Raw genomic sequence first — 19,008 nt, 5'->3', positions numbered from 1 at the left:
AAAGCGGCTCCTAAGGCATCAGACCTTTAACGTCAATCGGTTTGGCTTCGTTTTCGGCTTCGCCTTTCTGCTTGCCGTCTACTGCCATACCGGACATCCGGTAGAAGTTATATTCAGGATATTTACCCGGGCCGGAGATCAATAAGTCTTCTTTCTCATACACCAGATCCTGACGCTTAAATTCACCCATTTCGAAATCCGGCGTTAGCTGGATAGCGGTTGTTGGGCAAGCCTCTTCACACAAACCACAGAAAATGCAGCGAGAGAAGTTGATACGGAAGAACTCGGGATACCAGCGGCCATCTTTGTGCTCAGCTTTCTGTAATGAGATACAGCCAACCGGGCAAGCAACGGCACACAGGTTACAAGCAACGCAACGCTCTTCACCGTCAGGGTCACGCGTTAACACGATACGACCACGGTAGCGCGGCGGCAGGTAAACCGGCTCTTCGGGATACATTTGGGTTTCACGCTTGTGGAAGGCATGAAGGCCAATCATCCACAGGCTGCGCACTTGGGTGCCGAAACCAACCACTAACTCTTTCAACGTCATGGTTCATTCACCCCTTATTGAGCATTGTACAAAATGACCGCGGCAGTCGCCAGCAGATTCAGCAGGGTCAACGGCAGGCAAACTTTCCAGCCGAATGACATCACTTGGTCATAACGTGGGCGCGGCAAGGATGCACGGATCAGAATGAACATCACCATGAAGAAAGCCGTTTTCAGCGCGAACCAGATAAATGGCGGCAGGAACGGACCTTGCCAACCACCGAAGAACAGAGTGACTATCAGAGCAGAGACGGTCACGATACCGATGTATTCACCGACGAAGAACAGACCGAATTTCATACCGGAATATTCAATGTGGTAACCATCGGCCAGCTCTTGTTCAGCTTCTGGCTGGTCAAAGGGATGGCGGTGACATACTGCAACACCCGCAATGGCAAAGGTCAGAAAACCAAAGAATTGCGGAATCACATTCCAGACGTGTTCCTGAGAGTTAACAATATCCTGCATATTGAACGAACCCGCCTGTGCGACTACGCCCATCAATGATAAGCCAAGGAACACTTCGTAGCTCAGGGTTTGCGCAGATGCACGCATCGCCCCTAACAGAGAATATTTGTTATTACTCGACCAACCGGCAAACAGCACGGCATATACCGCCAGCCCGGCCATCATCAGGAAGAACAGAATACCGATATTAAGGTCCGCAACCGCCCAGGTCGGGCTGACCGGGACGATGGCGAAAGAGAGCAGCAGTGAGGTAAAGGCAATCACCGGGGCCAGCGTAAAGATAGCCTTGTCGGAAAAGCGCGGAACCCAGTCCTCTTTGAAGAACATTTTGATCATGTCAGCAACCAACTGCAATGACCCGCCCCAACCGACACGGTTTGGCCCGTAACGGTTCTGGAACAAGCCCAGCAAGCGGCGCTCACCGAAGCTCATAAATGCGCCGCAGGTCACTACCACCAACAGAATCACTACCGCTTTCAGGACAGAGATTAAAATCTCAATCAATTCAGGGGTAAACCAGCTCATAATACTGCCTCCCGCAGATTCTCAACGCGCGCACCCACCATCATCGGTGGAATGCCCGGTAAGCCAAGCGGCAAGCCGACCTGACCCCGAGCCAAGGTTTCACTCAGGCGCACTGGCAGACGCAATGTCTGACCGGCACAGTTGAATTCCACCAGCGTACCGAGGTTAACCCCAAGCGTTGCAGCATCGGCTGGATTGACCATCACATAAGGTGCTGGCATGCGCTGCTGGATGACATCTGAGCGCTGCGACATCTCTTCACTACCAAACAAGTGGTAGTAAGGGGCAATCTGCCAGCCATCAGCCTGAGCGGTAAAGGCTGCCGGTACTGAATCAAAGTAACCGAGCGTCCCCTCTCCTGCTTCAATCAGGCGCACACCCGGATCACCAAAGCGCAAGCTGCCACCCACTTCAGCCTGGAATTTGTTCCATGCCTGCGGTGAGTTCCAGCCCGGTGCCCAGGCAAATGGGATCTGCTGACGATCAGCCAGTGGGCTGTTATTCCCTTCCATTGAGAAAGCGAACGGCGTGTCGATATCCTGTGGCTGACGCGGTTCATGCACACTGATATCCGCGCGCATAGCCGTGCGGCCGCTGTAACGGATAGGTGAACGCGCCAGTTTCTGACCACGAATACGGAAGGTCGCATCCGGTGCTGCTTCAACAATACTTTCCAACTGTGGCAATGCGCGTACACAAGCCGCAATCACATGATCCAGTTGCGTCCAGTCCACATGGCGACTGGTATAAGTTGAATGCAAGGAGTGCAACCAGCGCCAGCTTTCCAGCATGATGCTGTTGTTTTCCGGTTTTTTCGGGTCGTCGTAATAGGTTGGATCGTAAACCTGGAAGAAGCGTTGAGCGCGGCCTTCCTGATTGACCAGCGTACCGTCGCTTTCAGCAAAGCTGGCGGCAGACAGAATCAGGTCTGCTTTTTCCATAATCGCGGTGCGTTGATGATCAACCACAATCACGTTGGCGGCGTTCTCCAGCGCGGCGTCAACTTTGTCTTGCGCCGCATGGCGATAGAGATCGTTCTCCATCACGATAACGCTGTCAGCATCACCACGGGTCAACAATTCCAGCGCGCTATCCAGTGAGCCACCGCCAATCATAGTCAAGCCGATGCTGTTGGCTGCACTGGCAACGAAGGTGATACCCACATCAGATCCACGGCCTTTCAGTGCGGTTGCCACGTTAGCTGCCGCAGCAATGATGGCATCGCTGCCTGCACTGCTACCGGTCACGATCAATGGTTTTTTCGCGCCCGCCAAGGCTTGCACGATGATATCCACTTTGCCTTTCAGCGCGGGGTCCAGATCCGTGACAGCCGGTGACGATGCATCTAGCGCGTTAGCGATAGCAAAACCTAAACGTGCCTGATCATCCACCGGTGCGCGGTAGTTCCACGCCGCGATATCATCCATACGGGTGTTATCAACGTTTGTGATAAACAGCGGATGTTTAGCGTGTTGGCCGATGTTCATAATCGCCGCGATTTGCCAGTCAGCCACTTTCTGTGCAGCGGCCATTTCACGGGCTTTGCCTTTCACCGCCTGACGGACAGACAGTGCGATACGTGCGCCAGTCTGGGTCAAATCTTCACCCAGGATCAACACCGCATCGTAGCTTTCAATTTCGCGCAGTGATGGCGTATAAATCCCGCCTTCTTGTAGCACTTTCAGCATCAATTGCAGGCGTTGTTGCTCACCTGCGGCAATGCCGGTATAGAAGTTTTCCGCACCAACCAGCTCGCGTAATGCAAAGTTACTTTCCAGGCTGGCACGCGGTGAACCGATACCGATAGTTTTCTTCGCCTGACGCAGAATATCCGCCGCACCTTGCATTGCCTGTTCGGCATTCAGGTGGATCCAGTCATTACCACGCAATTGCTGTGGTTGACGTGGGCGATCTTTCAGGTTGACGTAGCCATAGCCAAAACGGCCACGGTCACACAAGAAGTAGTGGTTTACGCTGCCATTGTAGCGGTTCTCGATGCGGCGCAACTCACCGTAGCGTTCGCCAGGGCTGGTGTTACAACCCACACTGCACTGCTGGCAGATACTTGGCGCAAACTGCATATCCCATTTACGGTTATATCGTTCGGAATGGGTTTTATCGGTGAATACCCCGGTCGGGCACACTTCTACCAGGTTGCCAGAGAACTCGCTTTCCAGCGTCCCGCTCTCAGTACGACCAAAGTAGACGTTGTCGTGTGCGCCATAAACACCCAGATCGGTGCCATCAGCGTAATCTTTGTAGTAACGCACACAACGATAACAGGCGATACAGCGGTTCATTTCGTGCGAGATGAACGGACCGAGATCCTGATTTTGATGAGTCCGTTTACTGAAGCGATAGCGGCGGAAACTGTGTCCGGTCATCACTGTCATATCTTGCAGATGACAGTTACCCCCTTCTTCACAGACCGGGCAATCGTGTGGATGGTTAGTCATCAACCATTCAACCACACTCTCACGGAACGCTTTGGCTTCGCCGTCATCAATGGAAATAAAGGTTCCATCAGTGGCCGGGGTCATACAGGACATGACCAAACGCCCACGGGTATCATCGGCGTTTTGGTATTGCTTTACCGCACATTGGCGGCAAGCGCCGACGCTTCCCAGCGCCGGATGCCAGCAAAAGTAAGGAATATCGAGTCCCAGGGAGAGACAAGCTTGTAACAGGTTGTCGGCCCCGTTTACGTCGTATTCTTTGCCGTCTACATGAATCGTAGCCATATCAGCATGCTTCCAAGTGACTTGTATTTGAACACGTTTATTGTCTGTTACGACGACCTTAAAACGGTTCGTTTACAAGCGTTAATCAAAAAATCTGGCTCTTGCTGAAAACAGCAAGAGCGTCAATGCTGCTACCAGCGCGCTTTTAATAGGTTCGGTTGAATACCGGCTATGGCTCGGGTGTTGCCATAGTCTTTACTTGCGATCCCGGCTTCGAATTCTTCCCGGAAATATTTGATCGCACTTTGTAGTGGTTCAACCGCGCCCGGCGCGTGAGCACAAAAGGTTTTGCCCGGCCCCAAGAAGCGGCAAAGTTGCTCCAGCGTCTCAATGTCGCCCGGCTGACCTTCGCCGCGCTCCAGTGCACGCAGGATCTTCACGCTCCACGGCAACCCATCGCGGCAAGGGGTACACCAGCCACAGGATTCACGGGCGAAAAACTCTTCCAGATTACGCACCAGCGGAACCATACCGATCTCATGGTCTACTGCCATTGCCAGTGCAGTGCCTAACCGGCTACCTGCTTTGGCAATATTTTCGAAGTCCATCGGTAAATCCAAGTGGTCGGCGGTCAGGAAATCGGTCCCTGCCCCACCCGGCTGCCAGGCTTTGAACTTCAAGCCATCACGCATGCCACCGGCGTAATCTTCCAGAATTTCACGCGCTGAAATACCAAAGGGCAGCTCCCACAGACCTGGGTTTTTCACCCGGCCAGAGAAGCCCATCAGTTTGGTACCCGCATCGTTACTCTTACCCGCCGTAATCCCCTGATACCAGTCAACGCCGTGCTCAAGAATGGCCGGAACGTTACACAGAGTTTCAACGTTATTGACGCAAGTCGGTTTGCCCCATACCCCAGACGATGCAGGGAAAGGCGGCTTGGAACGCGGATTGGCACGGCGGCCTTCCAGCGAGTTAATCAGGGCGGTTTCTTCACCGCAGATATAACGGCCAGCACCGGTATGAACAATCAGTTCAAAATCAAAACCGCTGCCCATGATATTTTTGCCCAGCAACCCAGCTTCAGTTGCCTCGCTAATCGCACGGCGCAAGTGCACGGCAGCTTCGATATATTCGCCACGCAGGAAGATGTAACCACGGTAAGCTTTCAGCGCAAACGCACTGATCAGCATCCCTTCCACCAGCAGATGAGGCAATTGCTCCATCAGCAAGCGGTCTTTATAGGTACCTGGCTCCATCTCATCGGCATTACACAGCAGATAGCGAATGTTCATGCTTTCGTCTTTTGGCATCAGGCTCCACTTCAAACCAGTGGAAAAGCCTGCACCGCCGCGCCCTTTCAGGCCAGCGTCTTTTACCAAATTGACCACATCAGGTGCTGTCATGCCTTTTAACGCTTTTTCAGCACCCAAATAACCATTTTTACTGCGATATTCATCCAGCCATACTGGCTGTTTGTCATCGCGCAAACGCCAGGTCAGCGGATGCATTTCTGGCGTGCGAATAACCTCTTTGGTAAAACCCGAATTAGTTGTCATGGATATTGCTCCAGTAACTTCTCAATATCTTCAGGTTTCAGATAGCTGTGGGTATCGTCGTCGATCATCATGGTCGGACCGCGATCACAGTTGCCCAAGCAGCAGGTTGGCAGCAGCGTAAAGCGGCCATCAAACGTGGTCTGGCCCGGCTCAATACTGAGTTTCTTCGAAATCGCGGCCTGAATCCCTTGGTAACCGGTGATGTGGCACACTACGCTGTCACAATAACGGATCACATGACGCCCAACCGGTTGACGGAAGATCTGACTGTAGAATGTGGCCACACCTTCGACATCGCTGGCCGGGATACCCAGCACTTCAGCAATGGCGTGAATCGCCCCATCCGGCACCCAACCACGTTGTTTCTGCACAATTTTCAGTGCTTCAATCGACGCGGCGCGGGCATCTTCGTAATGGTGTTTTTCATGCTCGATAGCATCACGTTCTTCAGCACTCAACTCGAAAACTTCAGTTGTGGTCGCCGGTTCAGCCGCATTGACTGCCAGATCCACCACATTTTGGCTTTCGTTATGATCCTGAGTCTCTTTTTGATCACTCATAATTAGCGGTCCACATCAGACATTACAAAATCGATACTGCCCAGATAGACGATCAGGTCAGATACCAGGCTGCCACGGATAACCGAGGGGATCTGCTGCAAATGGGCATAGCTTGGGGTACGTATCCGGGTGCGATAGCTCATGGTGCTAGCGTCACTGGTCAGATAGTAGCTGTTGATCCCTTTGGTCGCTTCAACCATTTGGAATGATTCGTTGGCTGGCATCACCGGACCCCATGAAACTTGCAGGAAGTGGGTGATCAGCGTTTCGATATGTTGAAGCGTACGTTCTTTCGGCGGCGGCGTCGTCAGTGGGTGGTCAGCCTTAAATGGCCCTTCTGGCATGTTTTTATAACATTGCTCCAGAATGCGCAGGCTTTGACGTAATTCTTCCACTTTCAGCATCACGCGGTCATAACAGTCGCCGTTGTTACCGACTGGCACTTCAAAATCAAAGTTTTCATAGCCGGAATACGGGCGCCATTTACGCACGTCAAACTCAACCCCGGTGGCACGCAGACCTGCGCCAGTCACACCCCATTCCAGTGCTTCTTTGGAATTGTAGGCAGCAACGCCGATAGAACGCCCTTTCAGGATACTGTTCTGCAACGCCGCTTTGACGTAGGAATCGAGACGTTTTGGCATCCAGTCAAGGAAGTCACGCAGCAAACGCTCCCAGCCGCGCGGCAGGTCGTGTGCAACACCACCAATACGGAACCAGGCCGGATGCATACGGAAACCGGTAATCGCTTCAACCAAGTCATAGATTTTCTGTCGATCAGTAAAGGCGAAGAACACCGGCGTCATTGCGCCGACGTCCTGGATAAAGGTACTGATATACAGTAAATGACTGTTGATGCGGAATAATTCAGACAACATCACACGGATGGTTTTAACGCGATCCGGTACCTCAATGCCTGCCAGTTTTTCAACCGCCAGCACATAAGGCATTTCGTTAACGCAACCACCCAGATATTCGATACGGTCGGTGTAGGGGATGTAGCTGTGCCAGGACTGGCGCTCGCCCATCTTCTCCGCACCACGGTGGTGGTAACCCACATCCGGTACGCAGTCGACAATCTCTTCACCATCAAGCTGCAACACGATACGGAAGGCACCATGTGAAGAAGGGTGGTTCGGGCCGAGGTTAAGGAACATAAAGTCCTCGTTTTCGGTGCCGCGCTTCATACCCCAATCTTCGGGTTTGAAGGTCAGAGATTCCATCTCCAGATCCTCTTTCTGCTTGGTCAGCACAAAGGGATCAAATTCGGTAGCTCGTGCTGGGTAATCTTTACGCAGCGGGTGCCCTTCCCAAGTCTGCGGCATCATGATGCGCGTCAGATGTGGGTGACCATCAAAGGTAATACCAAACATTTCCCAAGTTTCCCGCTCATACCAGTTGGCATTAGGAAAAATCTTGGTCGCTGTGGACACGTGCAGGTCTTTTTCAGACAGTGCCACTTTCAGCATAATGTCGCGGTTACGCTCGATGGAAAGCAGATGATAGAAAACAGAAAAATCCGCTTCAGGGAGGCCCTGGCGGTGAGTGCGAAGACGCTCATCAACGCCATGCAAGTCGAACAGCATGACATACGGCTTCGGTTGTTTTCTCAGAAACGTCATTACTTCCAGCAATTGCTCACGCTTTACCCATACCACGGGCATACCGGTACGGGTTGCTTGAACAACAAAGGCCTCAGGCCCAAAACGGTTCGACAGCTCGCTAATCACCGGATCATCGAGATGATCACGGGTTTGCCATGCAGGCTGGGCGCTATCGGACGTCGTTAAATCGGTCATTATTTATTCACCACACTGTTTTTTCACCACACTGTATGTGTCATTTTGTGGTCATTTGCCGCACACATGTTCTGGAAGAAAAACCGTTCATTCCCAAAACAAATCACTTACGCACCGCGATCCTGAGCCGTTATCTTTTGCAAAATAACAAGCTTAGATCTCGTCAGGTGTACGCAGGTTAGTTACTGCAATTCGTTCAGCATGCTTACGCTCTCTTTCTGGTTGCATATTGGCGCGGTAAACGCCTTGATCACCTACAACCCAAGAGAGAGGACGGCGCTCTTTACCGATAGATTCCTGTAGCAGCAACAGTGCTTGCATATAAGCTTCAGGGCGCGGTGGGCAGCCAGGAATATATACATCTACCGGTAGGAATTTATCCACGCCTTGAACTACGGAATAGATATCATACATGCCGCCGGAATTGGCACAGGCACCCATGGAGATAACCCACTTGGGTTCCAGCATTTGTTCATACAAGCGCTGAATTACCGGGGCCATTTTGGTAAAACAAGTCCCCGCCACGACCATGAAGTCAGCCTGACGCGGAGAAGCACGCAGCACTTCCGCACCGAAACGTGCCACATCATGTACGGCAGTGAACGAGGTCACCATCTCCACATAACAGCAGGAAAGACCGAAGTTATACGGCCAAAGAGAGTTTTTACGCCCCCAGTTCACCATGTCGTGCATGGCGTTCTCAAGTTTACCCATGTAAACACTACGGTGGACATGTTGCTCGAGAGGATCGCCGCTGACGGTTTCCTGAGTTTGCAGGGGGTAACGGTCATTCTCACCGTTAGGGTCTATGCGGGTGAGCGTATAGTCCATGTTAATGCCTCGCTGTATTTATTGACCACTATACCCTTTGTACTTAGAGCTGCAGGGCTGTTAGCTACTTTCACTCACCCGAATCACTGACTTGAGTCAGCTCATCGGGATTAATGAGCCTCATGGTGGAGGCTCACCCTACGGGCTAGCATACATGCGCTTCAAATCGTGACCGATTTGCCGTCCGCTTGCTGCTGACCTGCAACGCCAAGATCTTTAGGTATATCTTGTGGAGGACTGCTGGCGTATTTGACTATGCTCGGTTTGCTCACTCGGCGATTAGAACGCGTAGGAGTCCAGTCCAGCGCACCGATGCGCACCAGATAAACCAAACCAGCCAAGAGCACCAAAATGAAAATGGTTGCTTCGATAAAGCCTACCCAGCCACTCTCACGGATAGAGATTGACCACGCATACAGGTACAGGGCTTCAACATCGAAAATAACAAAGAACATGGCGACCAGATAGAACTTGGCAGACAAACGCATACGCGCAGAGCCTACCGAATCAATACCGGACTCATAGGGGACGTTTTTGGCGCGAGCCCGAGCTCTCCCACCCAGGAAGAACGCACCTAAGAGCATCAAGCCGCATAACCCGATAGCGCCGATCAGAAATACAGCGAACGCCCAATGATGAGCGATAACTTCAGTGGTTGTTGACATACTCATTGCTTACTCATCAAAAGTGGTGTCGGACATCCTGCTCTTATGTTGGCAGTTAGTGCACCACATCGATTCAAAGGGAAGGATAAAAACCACACGAAACACACTGTCTTTACAACTGTTTAGCCAGTGTTTTACTGTGGGCTTTTTACTCCTTTCAGTAACCTTTTGTCAACTTTGACAAAAGTAACTACACATTAATTTACAAACGCACGATCTTACTTAACATTTGGTGCGAAGTGTAAAGCTAAATCGTGTCAGTAATTTGTTAAGTCAGAACATACACATATAAACCAACGTGGAGAGTTCGTTTTAACTATACCATTGTCTCAGGAATAACCGGTTCTTCCACTCACTAGCTAGGGGTATTTTTTTGATCCAGAACACGTTTTGAGTGTTATTTCATAAATATTCGACGTGAAAAGTTGTCTTTTAAAAAAAATAAATAATGGAACGTTGTTTTAATAAAAATAAATGGAAAAATAAGAAGAAATATTAACCACTAATTCAATATGGTTTATTCTGCTTTAACCCATACTCAGACAGATCGCTAAGTGAAATAAAGCGACGTTTTAAGCATGAAATTAAACGGGAGCAGTGGAAAACTGTTTTTTATAAAAGATAAAAACAAAAAAGCCCCTAAAATAAGGGGCTTATGATATTTTAATTAACGCTAGACGTTCAACTTTTCTCGTCTATTAAATAATCAGAATCCAGCACTAAATCCGATCCAGACTGCAAGCCATGTTGGTGGCCCGTCTGCATAGCATCAAAAATGGCTAAGGCCAATTCGTTGCCACACTGACTGTCTTTACATAATGCATAATGTGTTTCAGGCAACCGAGGTAGCCCTTCTGTTTCACCCAGTACGCGTAAATCAGGACTCATCATCTCTATTGGCCTGGCGGTCACACCCAGCCCTGCCCTGACTGCCGCACGGATGGCAGAAAGTGAAGAGGCTACATAGGCGATACGCCATGCAATACCGGCTCTGGTCAGATTTTCTATTGCCATATCGCGAAATGGGCTTGGCTCATCCATCACCACTAGCGGTACCGATTCACCTGACTGATACTGATAGTCGGCGGAACAATACCAAAGCGTGGGTGATGTCCTTAAGATCACATGATGAGTGTCGACCTTGGCGGTAGTAATAGCCAGGTCCACTTCGCCATTACTCAGCATATCAGCGATAAATGGACTGCGTTTTACCCGCACATCTATCGCTAGCCGAGGATATAGCGTCGCCACTCGGTTCAGCAAGAAAGGCAACAACGTATCGGCAGTATCATCAGATGCGCCGATAATGAGTGACCCTTCTATATTGCTGTACATAAGTGACGTACAAGCTTCATCGTTGAAACGCAAAATTTTTCTGGCATAGCCAAGTAACTGGAGACCATGTTCAGTCAATAATTTGTTACGCCCATGGCGGGCAAATAACTCCTTACCGACTAACTGTTCTAACCGTTGCATTTGTTGGCTAACTGCTGATTGAGTCCGACAAACCGCTGCGGCAGCAGAGGCAAACGTATTCAAGTCAGCAACAGCTACAAAGGTTCTAAGCAGATCGAGGTCGAGATTAATTATCGGACGATTTGCATTTGTCATAGTGTATTCTTCACTTTTTTGAATTCTAATTACAAACTACCCTGGTGTTTTAAGTAACAGCGCCATCAATAAGGGACGACGCTAAGCATGACAGTACCCCACTCATTAGAGTAGGGCAAAAAATTTACTTATATTTCGTTACCGCTATCTCTTTTTATAAAAATCTATTGGATAAGTTATGTATTTATTTGTAAGAACAGTGATAGGCAGCCACTAAATCTTCGATTAATGAAGATTTTTTCTCTTTAGGAACCTGTTTTTCCTCAGGTCTTTTATCGTGCCGTAACGCCATTCTAATTAAAAAATCCGTACCAGCCTCTTTCAGAATATCAAAAAACATCAATATATCTTTGCGTATGTTTTTTATCTAATTGAGTAAATTCAACTAATAACATTGATACCCGCTAAGATTTAGCCTGTGTAACATTAATTATTCTTAATAGTTTTCCTATCTACAATTTTGTCTCTTTTCACATCTTAATAATATGTATGATGATATAAATTGTTGAATTGAGATCCCAACCATTAAAATACAGCATAATTAGGTCTCATTATCACCGGCATCAACCCGCCATTTGGGGGTGGAAAGTCAACGACATCTTATAGATACACTTTGTTGTTAACTGCTGTATATCATTCAATTAACCAGAATAAAACACCATAAAGTTACATAACAAAAGCATATAACCATAGTTTTTAGTCATAAAACATAAACTATATTCCGCAACAGCCAGGTTGGCTGCCGTTTCAAATAAAAGCAGACATTTGCACTAAAGACGTGCATAGAACTTCAAAAACCAGTGACGTCGGAGTACATTGGAGGCCTTGCAGTGTTCCACGCTGAGGACACGCTTTTACCAGCAAAAGGCTCAATTTTTATGTCCCCCATTGAGAAATCCAGCAAACTGGACAACGTCTGTTACGACATTCGTGGACCAGTGCTAAAAGAAGCTAAGCGTCTTGAAGAAGAAGGTAACAAGGTTCTGAAACTGAATATCGGCAACCCAGCCCCATTTGGTTTCGATGCACCCGATGAAATTCTGGTGGATGTGATCCGTAATTTGCCGACTGCACAGGGCTATTGCGATTCCAAAGGCCTGTTTTCGGCGCGCAAAGCCATTATGCAGCACTATCAGGCACGGGATATGCGTGACCTGACAGTGGAGGATATTTACATTGGGAACGGTGTCTCTGAGCTGATCGTGCAATCCATGCAGGCATTGCTGAACCAGGGCGATGAAATGCTGGTACCTGCACCAGATTATCCGTTATGGACGGCGGCAGTTTCGCTTTCAAGCGGTACCGCCGTACATTACATGTGTGATGAAGAATCGGGCTGGTTCCCTGATTTAGACGATATCCGCAGTAAAATCACGCCGCGTACTCGTGGTATTGTGATTATTAACCCGAATAACCCAACCGGCGCGGTATACAGCAAAGAGTTGTTGCTGGAGATTGTTGAAATCGCCCGTCAAAATGATCTGATCATTTTCGCCGATGAGATCTACGATAAGATTTTATATGACGAAGCTCAGCATCATTCTATTGCTGCTTTGGCACCTGATTTGTTAACTGTAACCTTCAATGGTTTGTCCAAGACTTACCGTGTTGCTGGTTTCCGTCAGGGCTGGATGGTGCTGAATGGCCCGAAAAAGCACGCTAAAGGTTATATTGAAGGTTTAGAAATGCTGGCATCAATGCGTCTGTGCGCCAACGTACCGATGCAGCATGCCATTCAGACGGCACTCGGTGGCTATCAGAGCATCAGCGAGTTTATTCAGCCGGGTGGGCGCTTGTACGAACAACGTGACCGTGCCTGGGAGCTAATCAACCAAATACCGGGGGTTTCTTGCGTGAAACCTCAAGGTGCGCTGTATATGTTTCCGCGCATTGATCAGAAGCGGTTTAACCTGAAAGATGATCAGAAACTGGTATTGGATCTGCTATTGCAGGAAAAAGTGCTGTTGGTTCAAGGCAGCGCCTTTAACTGGCCATACCCTGATCATGTGCGGATTGTAACATTACCGCGCGTGGATGAGCTGGAGATGGCAGTTAGGAAACTGGGGCGGTTTTTGGAGACCTACCACCAGTAATTAATCAGGGCTTGTATAGCAAGCCCTGTTTTATTTATGCAGTGATTATCTTAAACAACCGAGTTCTTCCCTTTGTTGACGATCGATTAAAACCCTCACCGAATCATTAATGCTCCAAGATATTGCAGAACCTTGTTGTTTAATCAGCTTATTGCAACGTTCTATTCTTCGTTGCTCTTGCTGCTTATCCCTCGCGGCGTTATGCGTAGCGCAAAACTCCTCACTGAACGGCCCCAAATTTCCCCCGACACAGAACTCCTCCTGAGCTTGTGTTGTCGCACTGAATAATAAAATTGACATAGGAATAAATAATAATTTCATATAACTATCCTTAGCTTTATAATTTAAATAAAATTTATATACTGAAATTTAATAATCCATAGAATGGACAAAAAAAGAATAATGAGTTCACATCACAGACTCAATAGAGCCAATGTTAAATAATTTCTTTTATAATTAATAAGATAGAATGAATGGCAAGGATGAAACACAAAGATAAAGTGAGGGTTTAATAAACAAAATTGAGACATTGTGAGAATATTTAATTAACTCATTATCTCATTGATCAAATCGATTTGATGTTATCCTCGTATGCAGATTGTTTCCATCATCTTATGGTTAATATATTGAATAGAGAGAAAACTATGAGTCATTTCTTCGCCCATCTATCCCGTTTGAAACTAATCAACCGCTGGCCTCTGATGCGCAATGTCCGCACTGAGAATGTCTCTGAACACAGTTTGCAGGTGGCATTTGTCGCTCATGCGCTAGCTATCATTAAGAACCGTAAGTTTAACGGCAATCTTAATGCTGATCGCATTGCACTGCTGGCGATGTACCACGATGCCAGCGAAGTGATTACCGGGGATTTACCGACGCCCATCAAGTATTACAACCCGCAAATCGCCCACGAATACAAAAAAATAGAAAAGGTTGCCCAACAAAAACTGATCGAAATGCTGCCGAAGGAGTTACAGCATGATTTCCGCTGTCTGCTGGACGAGCACTATTACAGCGAAGAAGAGAAAGCGCTGGTTAAACAAGCCGATGCCCTGTGTGCTTATCTAAAATGTCTGGAAGAGTTATCGGCCGGTAATAACGAGTTTATTCAAGCCAAAGCGCGGTTGGAGAAAACCCTCGCGATGCGCCAAAGCCCGGAAATGGATTACTTTATGGCGGTGTTTGTGCCCAGCTTTAGCCTGTCACTGGATGAAATCAGCCTCGACTCACTGGATTAAAGTTGAAGTTGAAGTTGAAGTTGAAGTTGAAGTTAATTTTCAAAAGCATATTTGAGCTGCCGAGCGAAGAGTATAGGCAAGGAAAACGGACAGGACGCCCGTTTTAGGGGTCACGCGCTTGTGACCCCTTTGGCGGTTGAGGCACCAAGGGGCAAGGTGAGCACCAATCTCATATCAACCAAACTAAACACAACTCTTACCCCATAGCATCCCAATCAGAATGGAAACAGCACCGGCACCACCATCACACTAACAATCATGACTAATATCGTAAATGGTACCCCCATGCGGACAAAATCACCGAATTTATAGCCACCAGGCCCTAATACCAAGGTGTTCACCGGTGACGAAACGGGGGTCATAAAAGCGGCTGAGGCTGCAATACCAATAATCATCGCAAAGGGATATGGCGAGACCGACATCTCCCGCGCAGCAGCAATGGCAATCGGTGCCATTAGAACTGCCGTTGCCGTATTAGAAATAAACAATCCGATCGTGGCACACAACACAAACAAACATAGCAGCATGACGCGCGGCCCCATCCCACCGGCCACATCCATCAAACCACGAACAATCAAATCAACCCCGCCGGTTTTCTGCAATGCTTGCGCAAAGGGCATCATCCCGATGATCAAAATCAAGCTCGGCCAATGGATTGAACGATAAGCACTTTCCATATCAATACATCGGAACTGCCCCATCAGTAAACAGGCGACCAGCGCTGCAATCACATTCGGCACCTCGTCGGTCATCATCATGGCAACCATCAACGCCAGACAGAACAATGCGTGGGGGGCTTGCGAAATGGCCGGTGCCACTTCATCCACTTCAGCCGGCAGGTTCAGTACAATGAAATCACGGGTCTTTAACTGCAACTGGCGAATCAGTTTCCAATCACCGATCACCAGTAAGATGTCGCCAAACTGTAATTTGTCATCAACCAGTTTGCCTTCCAAAGTCTTACCATTGCGGCGGATACCCACCACATTTAAACCATAGCGGGTACGGAAGGTGACCTCACGTAGACTCTTTCCCAATAGAGCGGAATCAGGAATGAGCGAAACCTCAGCCATTCCGACGTTGCGCGCCTGCTCGGAGAAGTATTCACCGCGCAGTACCATCGGTTCCAGCATCTGCTCGGTACAAAATTCACGTAAGTCTATGTCGCAATCTGACATATCAATCAGTAAGACATCGTTCTCGTGCAATTCGGATGAACCGGTGGCGCTCACCATCACACGCCGAAAACGCTTCCAGCGTTCAATCCCCACCACATTTGCCCCATAACGGGCACGCAGATGCAGCTCGTCAAGAGAACGGCCAATCAAAGGAGAATCATGGCGGATAGCCAAACGGCGCGCACGGCCATTCAGTTTATAATCGCGAATAAGGTCTCGGAAAGTACGGCGTTTCCATTGCTGCTCTTTCTCTGAGCTTTCCGGCTTCCCTCCCAACCAGCGCCGGGCCACTAGCATGTAACCAACACCCATTAGCAAAATGATGATACCAATCGGAGTCACACCAAAGAAGCCAAACCCTTTGATGCCTTCGCGCAGTAACTCACTGTTTACCACCATATTTGGCGGTGTTGCCACCAACGTCATCATGCCACTTATCAAACCAGCAAAACTCAGCGGCATCATTAAACGCCCCGGCGAAATTTTCATCCGGCTGGCAACACTCAGTACCACAGGGATAAAGATCGCCACCACGCCAGTTGAACTCATAAAAGCGCCCAATCCGGCAACCGTTACCATTAACAGCGCCAACATTTTGGTTTCACTGTGACCGGCGACTTTCACCAACCAATCGCCCACCTGATAGGCAACACCGGTTCTGACTAACCCTTCACCAATAACAAACAGCGCCGCAATCAATATCACGTTGGGATCACTGAATCCGCTGGTCGCCTCACCTAATGACAACGTACCGCTCATCACAAAGGCAATAATGACCAACAGTGCTACCACGTCCATGCGCAGTTTATTGGTAGTAAACAGCACAATAGCTATTAGAAGTAGCGTCAACACCCACAATAGTTCGCTGTTCAAAATGGCCTCGTTGGCAAAAAGTGAAAGGGAATATCCGGCTCTGGCAGTAAAACATTAAAATCAGCGATGGCCGCTGTCTGAGATCAATAATGACTGCAAATTTATGTGCTTACTATCCCGCAAAGCGTTTAATTGTATTTTTTCCCTGAAAAAAGTTTATCAATTTGTGAGGTTCCAGACAGTAAAAGAGCGCCATCAGGCGCTCTCAGTGAAGATGTTTAAGCATCGCGCGAAAACTTAACCTACTCGCACAACCCGTGCGCCATTAGTGGTCACTTCAACATTAATTTGTTCCAGCGAACTGAGCACCAAATCAACCTGATCAAGTTTTGGCGTATCCGCCGGAGCGTTGACTGCAATCACCTGACAGCCCGCCGCCAAGCCTGACAAAATCCCCGCAGGGGCATCTTCCACTACGATACAATCAGCAGGAGCCAACCCTAAGCGCTCGGCCCCCAACAGATAAGCATCCGGCTGAGGTTTGCCATGCTTAACCTGTTCGCAGGTGATAAACACTTCAGGTACCGGCAGATGGCCGGCAGCACGGCGCGCAGAAGCGACCGGCACCGAGCCAGAAGTGACAATAGCCCACGGAATTGACAGGCTGTTTAGTCGATCCAACAGTGCCACTGCGCCTGGCAGTGCACTCACACCATCGGTGTCATTGGCTTCAATCTGCTCCAATGCCAGAAACTCAGCCTGAATTTCCGCCTCGCTTGCACCTGACATGAAATGACGTAAAGAGGTAATTGCTTGTTTGCCATGGATAAAATCAAGAACTTCTGCTGGATTGATGCCTCGCCCTTGCGCCCAGCCAATCCAGGCCCGTTCGACAACAGGTAAAGAATCAACCAACGTCCCGTCCAAATCAAAAAGAAAACCTTTACACTCCACAAGCACATCCTCTTCAGTAAAACTATTTCTTCAACTTACTGATAGCACACAAGTTACACGTTATCAGGCATTGATGATTTGCGAAATTTCAACGGCACTCAAATGGTATTGGCGTGGACATGATTGCCAGATAGCCAGCATACGTTGGTATTTATCCCACATAGGGGTTTGAGAGTTGAAACCATGAGTTCCTGAGTCAAAATGGGTGTAACGCCCTTCAGTATTAACCATAAAGCGCACATAACTCAGATAACGGGATTCGGTAGCAGCATCAAAGCCGAGGAATGAGATACGGCGCTCATCCAAGTCTTGCTTGTCTTTCAGGTTACCGCTGGAGACTTGCAGGGCGTGATGCATCTCCATGATATTAATGATAGTACGGCAAGTATCTTCGCTCATTTCACCAAAATCACGGTCCAGTTCACGCATCTGCAAACCAAAGCCGCGCTCGACAATGGTTTGCTGGCGACGATAACGCTCAGCATTTTCCGGGTCCAGCATGGTCATCATTTTGTACTGATTCGACAGAATCAGTCGTTGGGCGTTTGTCATATCCATCACTAACTCCTAAAACATAAATAATGAGGAAATCATCGCACACAGGCTTAGGCCATACTTTGATTTGACAGGGGATTTTGCACCACTAATCCTTTGATGCATAGAAAGCTGCTGGCATAAAACGCCCCTTAGAGGTCATCAAGAAATGTTTTATCCAACTGTTTGAAGGCACGTTTCAGCACATCCGCCAGGGATTGGTAAGTTGGCGTCTGCTCGACCGGTGCAACGGCCTGCCCCGCTTCAGTCAGCTTGTTGCGTACCTCGTGGAACCACTTGAGTAACGTTGGCGGTAATGGGGTTATCGCACGCTTACCTAACCACCATAACCCTTGTAATGGTAAACCACAGGCGAACAGCGCAGTTGCGATAGCTGGCCCTAGCTGCCCACCGAGGGCTATCTGCCAAGTCAGGGTAAAAATGGCCAACGGAGGCATAAAGCGGATACCGAAACGTGTCGCCGTAACCACGCGATTTTCGGGAAACACTGTCGCCAGGCGCTTATCTGCAGGCCAGGTCTTCATATAAAGTTGGCCGCGCTGGAGTACCTGAAACCAACTTACAGAATCAGAGGGTTTTGTTGTCATGGCTCACCTCAACTTCACAAACAAAAATTAAAATTTTTTTTGCAATCCACAAACTAAAAATTAGTCTGTTAAATATATTTTGTTTTTAGGCTGCGCTATCGGTATCCTAGCTCGGCCTTTTGGCCGCTAGAAGATGGCACTAAATATGTCAACTTTTTGCAGCTTTTAAATCATTTTTGTTAAATCGCACCGATTTTTACCACCAGGTTTTAACGTTTGCACTTAGCGTTTAATCCGCGATTTTTCCATCATCATGCCTTTTTCTCTATCGCATGATGTTAATCATTAATGTCGACGCCAATATGCGCTACGCTTTTGGACTGATTGACGTTTTATTAA

Annotated in this window: 17 protein-coding genes; 2 read left to right on the top strand and 15 right to left on the bottom strand. The window is 48.6% G+C overall.

What is annotated here, in order from left to right:
* Nucleotides 1-10: 10 nt before the first annotated feature.
* From nuoI to EL015_RS21680, 10 genes are all read right to left on the bottom strand, one after another.
* Nucleotides 11-553 (bottom strand): NADH-quinone oxidoreductase subunit NuoI, encoded by a 543-nt coding sequence (gene nuoI / locus EL015_RS07200; protein ID WP_005191305.1) that lies wholly within the window; start codon nt 551-553, stop codon nt 11-13.
* A 14-nt stretch (nt 554-567) separates the two neighbouring features.
* Entirely contained in the window at nt 568-1,545 is a 978-nt protein-coding gene (gene nuoH, locus EL015_RS07195; RefSeq protein WP_032907637.1) for an NADH-quinone oxidoreductase subunit NuoH, read from the bottom strand.
* Complete coding sequence (nuoG, locus tag EL015_RS07190; RefSeq protein WP_005191311.1) at nt 1,542-4,286, bottom strand: NADH-quinone oxidoreductase subunit NuoG; 2,745 nt, start codon at nt 4,284-4,286, stop codon at nt 1,542-1,544. The genes nuoH and nuoG overlap by 4 nt, the downstream gene beginning before the upstream one ends.
* Before the next feature lie 131 nt (nt 4,287-4,417).
* On the bottom strand, nt 4,418-5,785 hold the full coding sequence (gene nuoF, locus EL015_RS07185) for an NADH-quinone oxidoreductase subunit NuoF (RefSeq protein WP_032907639.1): 1,368 nt from the start codon (nt 5,783-5,785) through the stop codon (nt 4,418-4,420).
* The gene (gene nuoE, locus EL015_RS07180; RefSeq protein WP_005191318.1) at nt 5,782-6,345 is read right to left on the bottom strand and encodes an NADH-quinone oxidoreductase subunit NuoE; all 564 of its coding nucleotides are present in this window, start codon (nt 6,343-6,345) and stop codon (nt 5,782-5,784) included. Before nuoE ends, nuoF begins: the two co-directional genes overlap by 4 nt.
* Before the next feature lie 2 nt (nt 6,346-6,347).
* The gene (nuoC, locus tag EL015_RS07175; RefSeq protein ID WP_005191331.1) at nt 6,348-8,144 is read right to left on the bottom strand and encodes an NADH-quinone oxidoreductase subunit C/D; all 1,797 of its coding nucleotides are present in this window, start codon (nt 8,142-8,144) and stop codon (nt 6,348-6,350) included.
* Between the two features lie 153 nt (nt 8,145-8,297).
* On the bottom strand, nt 8,298-8,975 hold the full coding sequence (locus EL015_RS07170) for a NuoB/complex I 20 kDa subunit family protein (RefSeq protein ID WP_002210278.1): 678 nt from the start codon (nt 8,973-8,975) through the stop codon (nt 8,298-8,300).
* A gap of 161 nt (nt 8,976-9,136) precedes the next feature.
* Entirely contained in the window at nt 9,137-9,646 is a 510-nt protein-coding gene (gene nuoA / locus EL015_RS07165; RefSeq protein WP_032907641.1) for an NADH-quinone oxidoreductase subunit NuoA, read from the bottom strand.
* Nucleotides 9,647-10,321: 675 nt separating this feature from the next.
* Nucleotides 10,322-11,251 carry a virulence transcriptional regulator RovM gene (gene rovM, locus EL015_RS07160; protein WP_032907644.1) on the bottom strand — a complete coding sequence of 310 codons (930 nt, stop codon included), beginning with the start codon at nt 11,249-11,251 and terminating at the stop codon, nt 10,322-10,324.
* A 184-nt stretch (nt 11,252-11,435) separates the two neighbouring features.
* Complete coding sequence (locus EL015_RS21680) at nt 11,436-11,591, bottom strand: hypothetical protein (protein ID WP_005191337.1); 156 nt, start codon at nt 11,589-11,591, stop codon at nt 11,436-11,438.
* Between the two features lie 538 nt (nt 11,592-12,129).
* On the opposite strand from EL015_RS21680, the gene EL015_RS07155 reads away from it, so the two are divergent.
* A complete protein-coding gene (locus tag EL015_RS07155) occupies nt 12,130-13,344 on the top strand; it encodes a pyridoxal phosphate-dependent aminotransferase (RefSeq protein WP_005191339.1) in 1,215 nt (404 codons plus the stop codon).
* A gap of 45 nt (nt 13,345-13,389) precedes the next feature.
* On the opposite strand, the gene EL015_RS07150 is transcribed toward EL015_RS07155, so the two are convergent.
* Nucleotides 13,390-13,665, bottom strand: coding sequence for a hypothetical protein (locus EL015_RS07150; RefSeq protein ID WP_032907645.1), 276 nt, complete (start codon nt 13,663-13,665; stop codon nt 13,390-13,392).
* A gap of 323 nt (nt 13,666-13,988) precedes the next feature.
* Between EL015_RS07150 and yfbR the strand changes: the two genes are divergently transcribed.
* Complete coding sequence (gene yfbR, locus EL015_RS07145) at nt 13,989-14,582, top strand: 5'-deoxynucleotidase (RefSeq protein WP_032907647.1); 594 nt, start codon at nt 13,989-13,991, stop codon at nt 14,580-14,582.
* A gap of 215 nt (nt 14,583-14,797) precedes the next feature.
* Here the strand turns inward: yfbR and EL015_RS07140 are convergent, their stop codons facing one another.
* From EL015_RS07140 to yfbV, 4 genes are all read right to left on the bottom strand, one after another.
* The gene (locus tag EL015_RS07140; RefSeq protein WP_032907648.1) at nt 14,798-16,633 is read right to left on the bottom strand and encodes an SLC13 family permease; all 1,836 of its coding nucleotides are present in this window, start codon (nt 16,631-16,633) and stop codon (nt 14,798-14,800) included.
* A gap of 237 nt (nt 16,634-16,870) precedes the next feature.
* A complete protein-coding gene (locus EL015_RS07135; protein ID WP_005191345.1) occupies nt 16,871-17,527 on the bottom strand; it encodes a sugar phosphatase in 657 nt (218 codons plus the stop codon).
* 63 nt (nt 17,528-17,590) lie between these two features.
* Complete coding sequence (locus tag EL015_RS07130) at nt 17,591-18,085, bottom strand: YfbU family protein (protein ID WP_005191347.1); 495 nt, start codon at nt 18,083-18,085, stop codon at nt 17,591-17,593.
* Nucleotides 18,086-18,213: 128 nt separating this feature from the next.
* The gene (gene yfbV, locus EL015_RS07125; protein WP_032907650.1) at nt 18,214-18,669 is read right to left on the bottom strand and encodes a terminus macrodomain insulation protein YfbV; all 456 of its coding nucleotides are present in this window, start codon (nt 18,667-18,669) and stop codon (nt 18,214-18,216) included.
* Nucleotides 18,670-19,008 lie beyond the last annotated feature (339 nt).

The organism is Yersinia intermedia, from assembly GCF_900635455.1.
GTDB classification, from domain to species: Bacteria; Pseudomonadota; Gammaproteobacteria; order Enterobacterales; family Enterobacteriaceae; genus Yersinia; species Yersinia intermedia.
This window is presented reverse-complemented; position numbering and strand designations above follow the sequence as displayed.